Below are 13,732 nucleotides of genomic sequence, written 5' to 3' on the forward strand. Positions count from 1 at the left end.
AGGCCGCGGAGGCCGTCTTCATCGTTACGGCCGAGGCGGCGAGTGCTGCCGCGCCGGTCAGTATCTTGCGACGGTCAAAACCGCCGCCTTGTTGCTGGGAATCGGAAAAGGTCAGCGAGGTTGTCATGATTTCCTCCCGTGTATTTTTGTTTGGGAGGAAAAACATCAGCCTGCATTCCGGCATAAAGCGGGCGGGCTGTGGTGAAATAATTGGACATGGAGGAGGAGTCGTCTCCCTGCGTTCGCAGGGACGACGGAATAGAGGCGAGAGCCCCTCAACTTGTCGCCCCTGCGAAAGCAGGGGCCCATAACCACCGGCTTTCGTTGTGTGATAAGGTGTCTGCTACCGCGCTTCCTCGATAGATCACGCGGTATGGGTCCCTGCGTTCGCAGGGACGACTGTGTGGAGAGTCTTCCTCAGATCGGATCCCACGTAAAGATGTCGGCGGAGCGGTCGAGCTTGTAGAACGATCCCGCGAGCGCCGGCATGCCGTGCTCGGCAATAGTCTGCGGCGTCCAGCCTTCGCTCCGCTGCACCGAGCGCAGCGGACGATTCTGGCTGAACAGGAAAATCTCGTTCATGCGCACGCCGAAGATCTGTCCGGTGACGTCCTTGGCGGCGTCGCTGAGCAGATAAGCGCATAGCGGCGCGATCTTCTCCGGACCCATCTGCTGGATCTTCGCTACGCGCGCCTTCTCGGCCTCGGTCTCGGTCGGGATGGTGCCGATCATGCGGGTCCAGGCGAACGGCGAGACGCAATTCGAGCGGACGTTGAAGCGGCCCATGTCGAGTGCGATCGACTTCGACAGGCCGACGATGCCGAGCTTTGCGGCGGCGTAGTTGGCCTGGCCGAAATTGCCGATCAGGCCCGAGGTCGAGGTGAAGTGCACGAAGGAGCCGCTCTCCTGTTCGCGGTAAAGCCGCGCTGCGGCGTGGCTGACATAGAACGAGCCCATCAGGTGCACCTTGATGACGGCTTCGAAGGCTTCGACGCTCATTTTGTGGAAGATCATGTCGCGCAGAATGCCGGCATTGTTGACGACGCCGTCGAGCCGGCCGAAATGATCGGTCGCCGTCTTGACGATCTTGCTCGCGGGGATCGCTTCCGCCACCGACTCGAAATTGGCGACCGCGGTGCCGCCGCGCTTCTTGATCTCCTCGACCACTTCCTCGGCGGGAGCTGCGTTCGATCCGGCGCCGTCGGCGGCGACGCCGGGATCGTTGACGACGACTTTTGCGCCTTCCGCGGCGCAGAGCAGCGCGATCTCGCGGCCGATGCCGCGGCCGGCGCCGGTGACGATGATGACTTTGTCTTGCAGTGATTTTGTCATTGTGTTGCTCCGGTTGTCCCCGTCATTCCGGGATGGTGCGAAGCACCAGACCCGGAATCTCGAGATTCCGGGATCGCGCTTCGTGCGCCCCGGAATGACAGGGTGTTACTTCTCGTTCGTAAAGATAACCGTACCACTTGCCGCGAACATGCCGCCGACGCCGTGGCAGACCGAAATCTTCGCGTCCTTGACCTGGGCCGGCGCGATGCCTCGCATTTGCCGCACGCTTTCCTGCAGCGCGTACATGCCATACATGCCGGAATGCATGTAGCTCAATCCGCCGCCATTGGTGTTGAGCGGCAGCTTGCCGCCGGGTCGAGTGTTGCCGTCGGCGATGAACTTGCCGGTCTCTTCGTGCGGCATGAAGCCGAGATCGCCGAGGCCGTAGAGCGGCAGATGCGCGAAGGCATCGTAGATCATCAAATGATCGACGTCCTTGTGGGTGATGCCGGCCTCCTTGAAGGCGGTGGGGCCTGCGACTTTGAAGGCGCGCGAGGAGTTGAACGTCTCCATCTGGCTGACCATCGGCGTTTCCACGCTCTCGCCGGTGCCGAGGATATAGACCGGCTTTCTCGGAAAGTCCTTGGCGCGGTCGGCCGAGGTCAAGATCAGCGCGCCGCCGCCGTCGGTAACGAGGCAGCATTGCAGCAGACGGAACGGGTAGGCGATCATCCGCGAGTTCAGCACGTCCGCAACCGTGATCGGGTCCTTCATCGTCGCGCGCGGGTTTTTCGCGGCCCACTCGCGCTGCACGACGGCGACCATGGCGATCTGCTCATGGGTGATGCCGTAAGTCTTCATGTAGCGCAGCACCGGAATAGGGAACATGCTGGGCGGGCCGTAGACGCCGAACGGTGCCTCGAACTGGCCCTGCAGGCTGTCGGCGGGGATCGAGCGCGGCAATTTGCCGATCATCGATTTTCCGCTCTCGGCGTGGGTGATCAGCACGGTCTTGCACAGGCCGGCCTCGATCGCTGCCGCCGCATGGCGGACGTGTAGCATGAACGAGCAGCCGCCGACGGACGTGCCGTCCACCCAGGTCGGCGTGATGCCGAGGTAATGGGCGATCTGCTGCGGGGTTTCTACGGCGGTCGCGATACCATCGATGTCGGACAGCTTTAGCCCGGCATCGGCGATAGCATTGAGCGCCGCATCCGCGTGGAGCTGGATCTGCGACATGTTCGGGATGACGCCGAGTTCGGTGGTCTCGGCAGCACCGACGACGGCAACTTGATTCCTGCGCATGGTGCTTAAGCCTTCGCCGGACGGAACATGGGAAGGGTGATCTTGTCGTCGAGCTTCTCGAACGCGACCTCGAGCTTCATGTCGAGCTCCAGCGCCTCCGGCGTCTGCGGGCAATCGATGATGTTGCTCATCATGCGCGGTCCTTCGTCGAGCTCGACGACGGCGATGGCGTAAGGCGGGGTGAAGCCGGGTGCGGCCGGGCGGTGGTTGATGACGTAGCTGTAGAGCTTGCCCTTGCCGCTGGCCTTGAAGACGGAAACCTTGCGCGAGGCGCAGGACGGGCAGAACGGGCGCGGCGGAAAATAGACATTGGCGCAGGCGTCGCAGCGCTGCAGGCGTAACTCGCCAGCCTGCGTGCCGTCCCAGAAATGCTGGGTCTCCGGGGTTGGTTTTGGTTTGGCGCGGGCGGGCTCGGCCATGTCGGCAGTTTCTCCTCGGGGAAGTCGGGCGTTTGCCCGCTTGTTGCGATCTTGATGCGACATTTGGCTGTTGCCCGTCAACGGCTCAGCGACGACGGCCATTGCATGGCCGCATTCCTGCGCGTGAGGGCGCTTGTATGCCAGCGTATCATCGGAGATAGTCCGCCCCACGGCAAATTGCCGACTGCATTTTTCGTCATCAGGCTCGCTTCAGACACAAGTGACGCCAAAGGAAGCGAACAAGAAAGCCATGCCGAACCATCCGACGCTCGCCAGCCTCGCCGCCGACCTCGACTCCGGACGCACCACCGCGCGCAAACTGGTCGAGGAATGTCTCGCCAAAATTGCCGATCCCGCCGGCGAGGGCGCGCGCGCCTTTATCCACGTCGACAAGGACGCCGCGATCGCAGCAGCCGACGCGATGGATCATCTGCGCAAAGCGCGCGCCGCGCCATCGCCCTATGCCGGCATTCCCGTCTCGATCAAGGATCTCTACGACATCAAGGGGCAGGTGACCCGCGCCGGCTCTCGCGCGCTGGAAGATTCTGCGCCGGCAGACGCCGATGCGCCGGTGGTGGCGCGGCTGCGCCGGGCCGGCTTCATCGTGATCGGCCGCACCAACATGACCGAGTTCGCCTATTCCGGCATCGGCATCAATCCGCATTACGGCACGCCGAAGAGCGTCTGGAACCGCAGCGTCGGCCACGTGCCCGGTGGCTCGTCCTCGGGCGCGGCGGTCTCGATCGCCGACCGCATGGCGTATGGCGCGCTCGGCACCGATACCGGCGGCTCCTGCAGGATTCCGGCTGCCTATAACGGCATCGTCGGTTACAAGCCGACGCAGGCGCGCGTGCCGCTCGACGGCGGCGTGCCGCTGTCCTCTTCGCTCGACAGTTTTGGGCCGCTGGCGCGTAGTGTAGCTTGCTGTGCGGTGCTGGATGCTGTGCTCGCGGATGAAGCCGTGCAGCCGCTGCAGCCGCGCACCGTCAAGGGCATGCGGCTCGCGGTGCCGACCACGATCGCGCTCGATGACCTCGACGAGGAGGTCGCCAAAACCTTCGAGCGCGCGCTGGCGACGCTGTCGCGCCACGGCGCGTTGATCGAGCGCATCGAGGTGCCGGAATTTCACGACGTCGGCGTCATGAACAGCAAGGGCGGTTTTGCCGCCGCCGAAAGCTACGCGTGGCACCGCTACCTGCTCACCGGCAAAGGCGACGTCTACGACCCTCGCGTCCGCGTCCGTATCCTGCGCGGCGAAGGCATCAGCGCGGCGGACTATATCGACATCCTCAAGGCGCGCCGCTCGTTCATAGCGCGAACCGAACAGCGCATCGCGCCCTACGACGCGCTGGTGCTGCCGACCACCGCGAATACGCCGCCCAGGATCGCCGACCTCGCCGACGACCAGGCCTTCGCCACGCAGAATCTGCGCGCCTTGCGCAATTGCACCCTGATCAACATGCTCGACGGCTGCGCGATCTCGCTGCCCGCGCATCGCGAAGGCGAGGTGCCGGTCGGGCTGATGCTCGCAGCCGCCGGCGGATCGGATCGCCGCGTCTTCCAACTCGCCGCCGGAATGGAGGATGTCATCCGTGTTTGATCTGACCTTCAACGTCGACGACAAGGGTATGCTGACGCCGCTGACGCTCGCGATCGACCAGGCCGTCATCGCCGGCTGGACCGGGCGCGATCCGGTCGCACGCGACAAACATATCGCCGAACTGGAAGCGATCGGTATCGCGCCCCCCGCGACGACGCCGATCTACTATCGCTGCTCGGCGCGGCGGATTACCCAGGACGATCGTATCGAGGTAACGGGCGGCGATTCCAGCGGTGAGGTCGAGTTCGTGCTGATCGGCTGGCAGGGTCGCATCTTTGTCGGCTGCGGCTCCGACCATACCGACCGCAAGGTGGAGAGCTACAGTGTCACCGTCTCAAAGCAGATGTGCGACAAGCCGGTCGCCTCGGTGCTGTGGGAACTGGAGGAGGTCATCGGTCACTGGGACCGGCTGATCCTGCGCTCCTGGGCCATCATCGGCGGCGCGCGGGTGCTCTACCAGGAGGGTACGCTGGATGCCATGCTGCCGGTGAACGACCTGATCGAGCGCGGCTTTGGCGGCAAAGGCCTGCCCGACGGCTGCGCCATGTTTGGCGGCACGTTTGCGGCCAAGGGCGGCATCCGCCCGGCTGATCGCTTCGAGTTTGAACTGGAGGATCCCGTGCTGAAGCGGAAGATCAGCCACGGCTATGACGTGATCGCGCTGCCGGTGTTGGGGTGACGCCGGGCTCTAACCGCAGTCATTGCGAGCGAAGCGAAGCAATCTATCTATCCCCGAGCTGAGGCGTGGATTGCTTCGCTGCGCTCGCAATGACGGGGATGGAACTCGTCAGAAATCGGGTGGTTCTGTTGTGGCCTGTTTGCGAGACTGCCAGCATGAAAGCAACCGCAAGAAACATCCACCATCCTGCCCCCGACATCGCCGCCCGCGTCGATGCCATCGACTGGACGCAGGCAACTGCCGATCTCGACGCGCAGGGCTGCGCTGTGCTGAAGGGATTGTTGTCGCCGGACGAATGCGCAGCGCTGGCTGCGCTTTATCCCGACGACAAGAATTTCCGCAGCCGGATCGTTATGGGGCGCCACGGCTTTGGTCGCGGCGAGTACAAATATTTTGACTATCCATTGCCTGATCTGATCACGGAACTGCGGCCCGCGCTCTATACACGGCTCTGCGGCGTGGCCAATCGCTGGAACGAAACGATGGGGATCGACATCCGCTATCCCGACAAGCATGCAGCGTTCCTGAAGCGCTGCCACGACGCCGGGCAGACGCGGTCGACTCCGCTGCTGCTGCAATATGGCGAGGGCGACTACAATTGCCTGCATCAGGACCTCTATGGCGAGCACGTGTTCCCGCTCCAGGTCGCGATCCTGCTGTCGGAACCGGGGCGCGATTTCGAAGGCGGCGAGTTCGTGCTGACCGAGCAGCGGCCGCGGATGCAGTCGCGGCCCGAGGTGGTGCCGCTGAGACAGGGCGATGCCGTTGCGTTTGCTGTGCATCATCGGCCGGTGCAGGGGACGCGTGGGCCCTATCGCGTTAACCTACGCCACGGCGTCAGCCGGATCCGCTCCGGCCATCGCCATACCGTCGGCGTGATCTTTCACGATGCCAAATGAGTGCGGACTGAGTTGACTGCGGATTTGTTCGAGGCCGTGCCGGATGTGCGCCCATCGCGCGAAGCGATGGCGGAGGGAGCGGTATTGCTGCGCGGATATGCGAAGCCCTTCGAAAACGAAGTGGTCGCGGCGTTGCGCGAGATCATCGCGCGAGCGCCATTCCGCCGTATGTTTACGCCCGGCGGTCATCAGATGTCGGTCGCGATGACCAATTGCGGCAGTGCCGGTTGGGTGACCGACCGCAGCGGCTATCGCTATGACGGCATTGATCCGGATTCCGGGCAGCCTTGGCCGGAGATGCCGCCGAGCTTCCACGTAATTGCCGAGCAGGCGGCCGCCGAGGCTGGCTTTGCCGGCTTCGCGCCCGATGCCTGCCTGATCAACCGCTACGCGCCCGGCGCACGGATGTCGCTCCATCAGGACAAGGACGAGCAGGATTTCGCCGCGCCGATCGTGTCGGTGTCGCTCGGTCTGTCCGCGATCTTCCTGTTCGGCGGTCCGAAGCGCGCCGACAAACCGAAGCGCTACCGGCTCGAGCATGGCGACATCGTGGTCTGGGGCGGACCGTCGCGGCTGTTCTTCCACGGCGTAGCCGCGCTCGCCGACGGCGAGCATCCCCTGATGGGCCGCCAGCGCATCAATCTCACTTTCCGCAAGGCGCGCTGATCCTCCCACAAGGGGAGAAGGGGAGAGACGTTCCATCGGCCGTTTTCATCGTCTATGCTCTTTCCGCCGGGGGGCCGACATGAGCACGACAGAAGCAACGTCCGAAACCACCGCCAATCGCACCGGCGTCTATCTTGCCGTGCTGCAGCTTGTGTTCACGCTGGGGTGGACCACTTACGTCATCTATTTGCCAAAACTCTGCGCCGATGTCGGCATCGCGCCATCAGCCGTGATCCTGATCCTGATGCTGGATCAGGCAATCTTCACCATCACCGACACCGCGATGGGGATTGCCGCCGACAAGATCGCACCCTTCGTCGGCAAGCTCGGCGTGTTCATCGCTGTCCTGACCGCAATTTCCTGCACGGCGTTTGTTGCGCTGCCGTTCGTGGCGGGTACGGGACCGGGCGCGCAGATCTGGTTCATCGCCCTGATCCTGATCTGGGTCGTGACGTCATCGGCCCTGCGCGCGCCACCGCTGACGCTACTCGGCAAATACGCGGCGCGGCCGGCGATCCCGTTTTTGTCGGCGCTGACGATGCTCGGCTACGGCCTGGCGGGCGCTGTCTCGCCCTATCTCGGCGTGGTGCTGCGCAATCACGACCCGCGGCTGCCCTTCGTGATCTCGGGCGTGGTACTGCTGCTCACGACGCTCGCGCTTTCGAGGGTCGAGCGTGATCTGGCGCAGACACCTCGCGCCGCAAAGCAACCGGTTGCGGCTGCAAAACCGCTTGGCCCGATACCGACGTTCTTCATCGCTTCGATGCTGATCCTCTCGCTCGGCTATCAACTGCATTTTTCCATCAACAGCACGCCGTTCTTCCTGCGCTTTGCCAAGCCGGACGAATTGCCATGGCTGATGCCGGTGTTCTGGATCGGTTTCAACATCGCGATGTTTCCGGCGAGCGTCGTGGTCAAGCATCGCGGCGGGCTGATCGTGATGGGGGCGGCCGGCCTGCTCGGCGCGCTCGCCGTGCTGGGCGCGGAGATGGCCGGCAATCTTAACATGCTGATCGCGGCACAGTTCGTCGCCGGCGCGGCGTGGGGCTGCATGCTGATGTCCGCGGTTTCGGCGGCGCTGGCGATCGGCGAGACCGGCGCCGAGGGCAAGGTGGTGGGGCTGGTCTTCTCCGCGCTGGCGCTCGCGACCTTTGCGCGGATGGCGGCGGTGGCCGGCGGCCTTCAAAAGCTGCCGGAATATGCGCCGCTGTTGCACTGGGCGCCCGTGGCGTGCTGGTCGGTTGCAGGTGCGGGGTTGCTGGTGATCGCAGCCTCGCGGATGCAACACGGTGGGGCGGCGAAGCAGGCCTAAGCGTTCTTCGCCGGGTGAATGAACGTCCACGGCGAGACTTCCGAATCCGTTGGCACCTCCACCGAGATCACGCACGGCCCGCCATCGGCCAGCGCCTTCTCCAGCGCGAGCCGGAACTGATCGGGCGAAGTTACCCGCGCAGCACCCGCGCCGAAGGATTCCGCCAGCTTCACGAAGTCCGGATTGACGAGGTCCGACGCCACCACGCGTCCGTCAAAATGCTGGCGCTGATCGCGCCGCACATTGCCATAGGCGTTGTTGTTGAACACCAGCGTCACCACGCCGATCTTGAATTGCACGGCGGTTGACAGTTCCTGCACGCCGAACATGAAGCCGCCATCGCCCGTGATCGCGACCACCGGGCGGTCCGGGTTGGCGACCTTGGCGCCCAGCGCGGTGGGGAAGCCGGAGCCGAGCGTGCCTTGATACCCCGAGGTGATGAAGGTGCGCGGCTCGTAGACCGGAAAGCCGTACCAGGAGGCGAAGCCAACCTGCGAGAGCTCATCGGTAACGATCGCTTTGGCCGGCAGCACCTCGCGCAACACGTTCAGATACGCCATCTGTGGCTGCACCTTCTGGATCTCCAGATGTGCCGCCGCGGTAGCTTCGCGGATTTCGGCGCGCCGGCCGCTGGTCCTGCTATAGCCAGCCTTCTTCACAGCAGCCGCGAGATCGGCCGTGCCAGCTTTCGCATCCGCGACCACGGCGGCATCGGACGTGAGTCGGCGCGTCTCGGCCGGATCGATATCGATGCGAACGGACTTCAGTCCCTTCGGCTGGTACGGCCAGCGGAATCCCGAGGCTGGCAACTCCATGCGCGTGCCGATCCCGATCATCAGATCGGTGTTCGGCCAGAGCTTGTAGGCCGCCGCCATGGTCAGCCCGAGCTCGTGCGCGTTGGAGACGATGCCGCGGCCGCTGCGGAACGCCACGACAGGCGCATCGATCATTTCGGCCAGTTCGAGAATCTCCTCGTGCGCATGGATCGCGCCGCTGCCGACGAAGATCATCGGCCGCTTCGCATCCTTGATCAGCGCAGCCGCCGCCTTGATCCGGTCGGGATCGGGTTGCGGCGCCGGAAACGGATCGAACACGGTTGAGGCGCCGACCTGCGCACGCTGCGTAAAGATGTCCCACGGCATTTCCAGCGACACCGGACCGCGGCGGCCCGACATCATCTCCTGAAACGCGCGCGACACCGCGGCGGGTGCGGCATCTGGGTATTCGATCCGCTCGGCCCATTTCACGAAGGTGCGCAGCGTTGCGAGTTGGTCCGGCATCTCGTGCAGATGGCCGCGGCCCTTGCCGAGAAACGCCGTCGGCACCTGTCCGGTCAGGCACAGCACCGGCTCGTTGCAGCCGAACGCAGTGAGTAGCGCGGCACTGGCATTGAGTACGCCCGGGCCGGGCACCACGCTGAACACGCCCGGCTTGCCCGATGAACGTGCGTAGCCGAACGCCATGTAGCCGCAGGCCTGCTCATGCCGCGCGCCGATCACCTTCAATTGCGCCTGATGGAAGGCATCGAACAGGCCATAGATCTGCGCGCCGGGCAGGCCGAACACGGTGTCGACGCCATGCGCGACGAGGCCGTTGACGATTGCTTCGCTGCCGGAAGTTGATTTCATAGTTCTGTCCACTCGCTCACGGGATTTATCAGGCTTCGTCGATGACGCCGTTTTTGAGCACACCGACGCCCTCTGCTTCAACCTCGATGACGTCGCCAGGCTTCAGATAGCGCGGCGGGTCGAACCGCGCGCCGGCGCCGGTCGGCGTACCCGTCACGATGACGTCGCCCGGCACCAGCGTGGTGAAGGTCGAGAGATAGTTGATCAGGTAGCGGAAGCCGAAGATCAACCGGCCGGTGCGGTCGTCCTGTCGGGTCTCGCCATTGACCTTCGTGGTGAGGCGGATGTCCGCAATCTGGCCTTCATCGGTGTAGGGCACGATCCAGGGGCCGAGGCTGCCGGTGGAATCGAAATTCTTGCCCTGGGTGACGTTGAACTTGGCGTGCCGCACCCAATCGCGGATGGTGCCTTCGTTGCAGAGCGTGACGGCTGCGATGTGGTCGAGCGCGGCGCTCTCCTTGATGTGCCGGCCGGCCTTGCCGATCACAAGCACCAGTTCGCCCTCGTAATCGAGTTGCGCCGAGGCGCGCGGGCGGACCAGCGGCGCGTTGTGGCCGACAAAGGAGCGCGGTGTCCGCATGAACATGCTCGGATATTTCGGCGCGTCCTGGCCGTCCTTGTATTCGGCGTTGCGGTCGGGGTAGTTCACGCCGATGCAGATGATCTTTTCCGGCGAGGGGATCGGCGGCTGCCAACTAACCGCATCGAGCGCGTAATCCGGCGCGCGCCGCGCCGCGTCTTCGGCGAGTTTCATCAGCGCGCCGGCGGCGATGACCTCGCGCAGTGTCGGGTATTCCGTTCCGAACCGGTCGGAGAGATCGACGATGCCGGCATCGGTCACGGCGCCGTATTTCTGGGTGCCGTTGACGGTGAAGGTAGCGAGACGGAGAGGGGCCATCTTCTGTTCCGTCAATCCGCAATCGTGACATCGGCGACGAAGAGCGGCTCGCGAACCTCTTGCCCCGTGAAGGGCGAACCCTCCTCGAACCAGGAGCGCGGTGCCGGTGCGCCCCACAGCGTTTGTCGGCGCGGGTCCTTTAACGACCAGCGCAGCGGTTCGTGGTCGTGGTCTCCGGTGAAGTAGTCGCTGGTGTAGAGTTCGAGCCGGTGGTCGTCCGGGTCCCGGACATAGAGGAAGAATGCATTCGAGATGCCGTGGCGGCCCGGGCCGCGCTCGATGTTCTTCAGATATCCGCTTGAAGCCATCACGTCGCAGAGATGCAGGACGTTCATCGCCGTCGGCACCCAATAGGCAAAATGGTGCAGGCGAGGACCGCGGCCGTTGGTGATGGCGAGGTCGTGGACGTTGCCCTTGCGGTGCATCCAGGCCGCTGCGATCCGCCCGTTCGGGCCGTCTTCCTCGCCGTATTCGGTCAGCCGGAAGCCGAGCCGCGCATAGAAGTCGATGGTGCCCTGAACCTCGGGCGCGAAGATGTTGAAATGATCGAGCCGCTGCGGATGGCAGCCTTTATAGAGATCGTAGCGCCGCAGCAGATGCGGGCGCTTGTCCATCGACGCATAGAGCTCGAGTTGGAAGCCGGCGGGATCGCTGAACTGCAGGGTGCGGCCCTGGAACGGCTGATCGGCGAAGGCGTAAGGGATGCCGTTCTCGGAAAAAAAGGTCGCGGCCTTGTCGAGGTCGCCGTCATTGCCGACCTTGAAGCCGAGTCGATTGCAGGCCGCGGCCGGGGCCTTCCGCAGTACCAGCGAGTGATGCTGATGCTCCTCGCTGCCGCGCAAATAAACCGCCTTGTCGTCGGCGTCCTCGACATGCAGGCCAACGGTGGTCTCGTAGAATGCGCGGCTCTTGCCGAGGTCGGTGACGTCGAGCACGGCATGGCTGCAGCGGATGATGTTGAACGGCGGGGTGAATGTGTGTGTCGGAACGGGCATGTGGTTTCCTCGGCGTTGTCATTCCGGGGCGGTCCGCGGACCGAACCCGGAATCTCGAGGTTCCGGGTTCGATGCTTCGCATCGCCCCGGAACGACGGTGGCTGTTACACTCCCAGTCTCTGAATCTTATGCGTCCCGCGGGCGAGCGAGACGTGCTTGGTTTCCATATAGAACTCGAACGAGTAGTCGCCGCCGTCGCGGCCGATGCCTGAAGCTTTCATGCCACCGAACGGCGTCGGCAGATGGCGGACGTTTTCGGAATTGAGCCAGATCATGCCGGCCTCCAGCGCGTCCGCCACGCGGAGCGCGCGCCCCATATCGCCGGTCCAGACATAGCCGGTCAGGCCGTATTGCACGCCGTTGGCGATGTCGATGGCGTCCTTCTCATCCTTGAACGGGATCACGGTCAGGAACGGGCCGAACACTTCCTCCTGCGCCACGCGCATGTTTGAGTGCGCGCCGGTGACGAGGGTCGGCTGCACGTAATGCCCGCCGCCGGGGCCGTCGTGCGGCCTGCCACCCACCGCGATGGTGGCGCCGTCCTTTCTGGCGATGTCAAAATAGCTGCAGACTTTTGCAAGATGCCGCTCATTGATCAGCGGCCCAATTTCGGTCGCCGGGTCGAGCGGGTGCCCGACCTTCAGGGCCTTCACCCTTGCGGTCAGCTTTTCGATGAATTCATCGGCGATACCTTGCTGCACCAGCAGCCGGCTCGACGAGGTGCAGCGCTCGCCGTTGAGCGAGTAGATCATGAAGACCACCGCATCGAGTGCCCGGTCGAGATCGGCGTCGTCGAACACGATTACGGGGTTCTTGCCCCCGAGTTCAAAATGCACGCGCTTCAGGGTGGGGGCGCCCTGCGCCATGATCGCGGAACCGGTCGAACTCTCGCCGACGAACCCGATCGCCTTGATGGCGGGATGTTCGGTCAGCGCCTTGCCCGCTTCCTCACCCATGCCATGGACCGTGTTGAGCACGCCGTCCGGCAGGCCGGCCTGTTTCGCAAGCTTCGCCAGCAGGTCCGCCGTAACCGGTGACCATTCGGCCGGCTTGTGCACGACGGTGCAGCCGGCGGCCAGCGCCGGCGCGATCTTCCAGGTCGACAGCATGAACGGCGTGTTCCACGGCGTGATCACGCCGACCGGGCCGATCGGCACTCGGGTCGAGATGTTCCAGTGCTCCTCGGAGGGCGTGTTGAGGCCGTCTCGGGCTTCGCCGCACTTATCGGCAAAGAAGCGGAAGTTCTCCGCCGCCCGGATCGCGGCTTTGGCCATGAAGCGGTGGGCCTGGCCGGTGTCGATGCATTCCAGCACCGCGATATCGTCGGCGTGGTCCTCGATCGCGTCGGCCACGCGATGCAGCAATTTTTTCCGCGCAGCGGCAGGCATGTCGCGCCAGGATTTGAAAGCCGTTGCGGCGGCGGTTGCGGCGCGGTCGATGTCTTCGGCATTGCCGCGCGCGACCGATGCCAGCACTGCGCCATCAACCGGGGACTTCGTCTCAAATGTCTGGCCGGAGACCGACGGCACGGTCTTGCCGTCGATCATGTGGCCAATGCCCTCGCTCTTCAATTTGGCGAGCAGTGGGGCTGCGCGGTCGCGGTTGGCCTGGAACACATCGCCTGATTTCGGCGTGGGCTTATCCATGGGCGGTCACCAGTTTCACAGCTTCGTGGATATTGTTGCGTTTCCAGCTCGTTTCCTTGTCGTTGATCTGCATGTCGAACGACAGCGCAAACTTGTTGTTCGCAAACACCGGATCAAGGTAGGCCGATAAGGCCTTGAAAATATGTTCGCCGGCCTTCTTGCGGGTGGCGAGGTCGCGGCCTTCGCCGAGCCGCAGCACCATGTCGAGAAAACCAAAATCCGGCCGTCCGTTGGCGATCGCATAGTGCTCGCATTTGATGGCGCGGACGCGGATACCCCCGAGCGGGAAGATGCCGGTTTCCACCGCCGCCTTCCGGACCAGTTCCACCACCGCGCCAATGTCGACGCGCCCATCGAGATTGGCTGAATATTCAATCGTGAAGTGCGGCATGTTCCGATGGCTCCTGTCGTCC

The 13,732-nt window shown here is 64.1% G+C and carries 13 protein-coding genes; 5 read left to right on the top strand and 8 right to left on the bottom strand.

The features are described from left to right. Positions 1–417: 417 nt before the first annotated feature. The 3 genes from V1273_RS11485 to V1273_RS11495 all read right to left on the bottom strand — a co-directional run bounded on the left by V1273_RS11485 (position 418) and on the right by V1273_RS11495 (position 2,996). Entirely contained in the window at positions 418–1,332 is a 915-nt protein-coding gene (locus V1273_RS11485) for an SDR family oxidoreductase (protein ID WP_213255746.1), read from the bottom strand. A gap of 105 nt (positions 1,333–1,437) precedes the next feature. Then, complete coding sequence (locus V1273_RS11490) at positions 1,438–2,577, bottom strand: thiolase C-terminal domain-containing protein (RefSeq protein ID WP_334409669.1); 1,140 nt, start codon at positions 2,575–2,577, stop codon at positions 1,438–1,440. Positions 2,578–2,582: 5 nt separating this feature from the next. Further along, entirely contained in the window at positions 2,583–2,996 is a 414-nt protein-coding gene (locus tag V1273_RS11495) for a Zn-ribbon domain-containing OB-fold protein (RefSeq protein WP_334376558.1), read from the bottom strand. Between the two features lie 250 nt (positions 2,997–3,246). Here V1273_RS11495 and V1273_RS11500 point away from each other — a divergent pair, with 250 nt between their 5' ends. From V1273_RS11500 to V1273_RS11520, 5 genes are all read left to right on the top strand, one after another. Continuing rightward, positions 3,247–4,596 carry an amidase gene (locus V1273_RS11500; RefSeq protein WP_334409670.1) on the top strand — a complete coding sequence of 450 codons (1,350 nt, stop codon included), beginning with the start codon at positions 3,247–3,249 and terminating at the stop codon, positions 4,594–4,596. Next, entirely contained in the window at positions 4,589–5,275 is a 687-nt protein-coding gene (locus tag V1273_RS11505) for a DUF2848 domain-containing protein (RefSeq protein ID WP_334384285.1), read from the top strand. The genes V1273_RS11500 and V1273_RS11505 overlap by 8 nt, the downstream gene beginning before the upstream one ends. 155 nt (positions 5,276–5,430) lie before the next feature. Continuing rightward, positions 5,431–6,174 carry a 2OG-Fe(II) oxygenase gene (locus tag V1273_RS11510; protein ID WP_334409672.1) on the top strand — a complete coding sequence of 248 codons (744 nt, stop codon included), beginning with the start codon at positions 5,431–5,433 and terminating at the stop codon, positions 6,172–6,174. Positions 6,175–6,186: 12 nt separating this feature from the next. Continuing rightward, complete coding sequence (alkB, locus tag V1273_RS11515) at positions 6,187–6,840, top strand: DNA oxidative demethylase AlkB (RefSeq protein ID WP_334369221.1); 654 nt, start codon at positions 6,187–6,189, stop codon at positions 6,838–6,840. 79 nt (positions 6,841–6,919) lie between these two features. Further along, positions 6,920–8,152 (top strand): MFS transporter, encoded by a 1,233-nt coding sequence (locus tag V1273_RS11520; RefSeq protein ID WP_334409673.1) that lies wholly within the window; start codon positions 6,920–6,922, stop codon positions 8,150–8,152. Here V1273_RS11520 and V1273_RS11525 read toward each other — a convergent pair. The 5 genes from V1273_RS11525 to V1273_RS11545 all read right to left on the bottom strand — a co-directional run bounded on the left by V1273_RS11525 (position 8,149) and on the right by V1273_RS11545 (position 13,710). Further along, on the bottom strand, positions 8,149–9,780 hold the full coding sequence (locus V1273_RS11525; RefSeq protein WP_334409674.1) for a thiamine pyrophosphate-dependent enzyme: 1,632 nt from the start codon (positions 9,778–9,780) through the stop codon (positions 8,149–8,151). The genes V1273_RS11520 and V1273_RS11525 overlap by 4 nt on opposite strands. Before the next feature lie 28 nt (positions 9,781–9,808). Then, positions 9,809–10,678 carry a fumarylacetoacetate hydrolase family protein gene (locus V1273_RS11530; protein ID WP_334409676.1) on the bottom strand — a complete coding sequence of 290 codons (870 nt, stop codon included), beginning with the start codon at positions 10,676–10,678 and terminating at the stop codon, positions 9,809–9,811. Between the two features lie 11 nt (positions 10,679–10,689). Next, on the bottom strand, positions 10,690–11,673 hold the full coding sequence (gene hpaD / locus V1273_RS11535; RefSeq protein ID WP_334367799.1) for a 3,4-dihydroxyphenylacetate 2,3-dioxygenase: 984 nt from the start codon (positions 11,671–11,673) through the stop codon (positions 10,690–10,692). A gap of 104 nt (positions 11,674–11,777) precedes the next feature. After that, entirely contained in the window at positions 11,778–13,319 is a 1,542-nt protein-coding gene (hpaE, locus tag V1273_RS11540; protein WP_334409677.1) for a 5-carboxymethyl-2-hydroxymuconate semialdehyde dehydrogenase, read from the bottom strand. Continuing rightward, the gene (locus V1273_RS11545) at positions 13,312–13,710 is read right to left on the bottom strand and encodes a 5-carboxymethyl-2-hydroxymuconate Delta-isomerase (protein ID WP_334409678.1); all 399 of its coding nucleotides are present in this window, start codon (positions 13,708–13,710) and stop codon (positions 13,312–13,314) included. The genes hpaE and V1273_RS11545 overlap by 8 nt, the downstream gene beginning before the upstream one ends. Positions 13,711–13,732: the final 22 nt, after the last annotated feature.

The sequence above is a fragment of the Bradyrhizobium sp. AZCC 1721 genome, assembly GCF_036924715.1.
Classification (GTDB): Bacteria; Pseudomonadota; Alphaproteobacteria; order Rhizobiales; family Xanthobacteraceae; genus Bradyrhizobium.

What these genes read in the sequence shown, in the direction of transcription:
- V1273_RS11485 (WP_213255746.1), bottom strand. Translation starts at nt 1,332, where the DNA reads ATGACAAAATCACTGCAAGACAAAGTCATCATCGTCACCGGCGCCGGC.
- V1273_RS11490 (WP_334409669.1), bottom strand. Translation starts at nt 2,577, where the DNA reads ATGCGCAGGAATCAAGTTGCCGTCGTCGGTGCTGCCGAGACCACCGAA.
- V1273_RS11495 (WP_334376558.1), bottom strand. Translation starts at nt 2,996, where the DNA reads ATGGCCGAGCCCGCCCGCGCCAAACCAAAACCAACCCCGGAGACCCAG.
- V1273_RS11500 (WP_334409670.1), top strand. Translation starts at nt 3,247, where the DNA reads ATGCCGAACCATCCGACGCTCGCCAGCCTCGCCGCCGACCTCGACTCC.
- V1273_RS11510 (WP_334409672.1), top strand. Translation starts at nt 5,431, where the DNA reads ATGAAAGCAACCGCAAGAAACATCCACCATCCTGCCCCCGACATCGCC.
- V1273_RS11520 (WP_334409673.1), top strand. Translation starts at nt 6,920, where the DNA reads ATGAGCACGACAGAAGCAACGTCCGAAACCACCGCCAATCGCACCGGC.
- V1273_RS11525 (WP_334409674.1), bottom strand. Translation starts at nt 9,780, where the DNA reads ATGAAATCAACTTCCGGCAGCGAAGCAATCGTCAACGGCCTCGTCGCG.
- V1273_RS11530 (WP_334409676.1), bottom strand. Translation starts at nt 10,678, where the DNA reads ATGGCCCCTCTCCGTCTCGCTACCTTCACCGTCAACGGCACCCAGAAA.
- hpaD (WP_334367799.1), bottom strand. Translation starts at nt 11,673, where the DNA reads ATGCCCGTTCCGACACACACATTCACCCCGCCGTTCAACATCATCCGC.
- hpaE (WP_334409677.1), bottom strand. Translation starts at nt 13,319, where the DNA reads ATGGATAAGCCCACGCCGAAATCAGGCGATGTGTTCCAGGCCAACCGC.
- V1273_RS11545 (WP_334409678.1), bottom strand. Translation starts at nt 13,710, where the DNA reads ATGCCGCACTTCACGATTGAATATTCAGCCAATCTCGATGGGCGCGTC.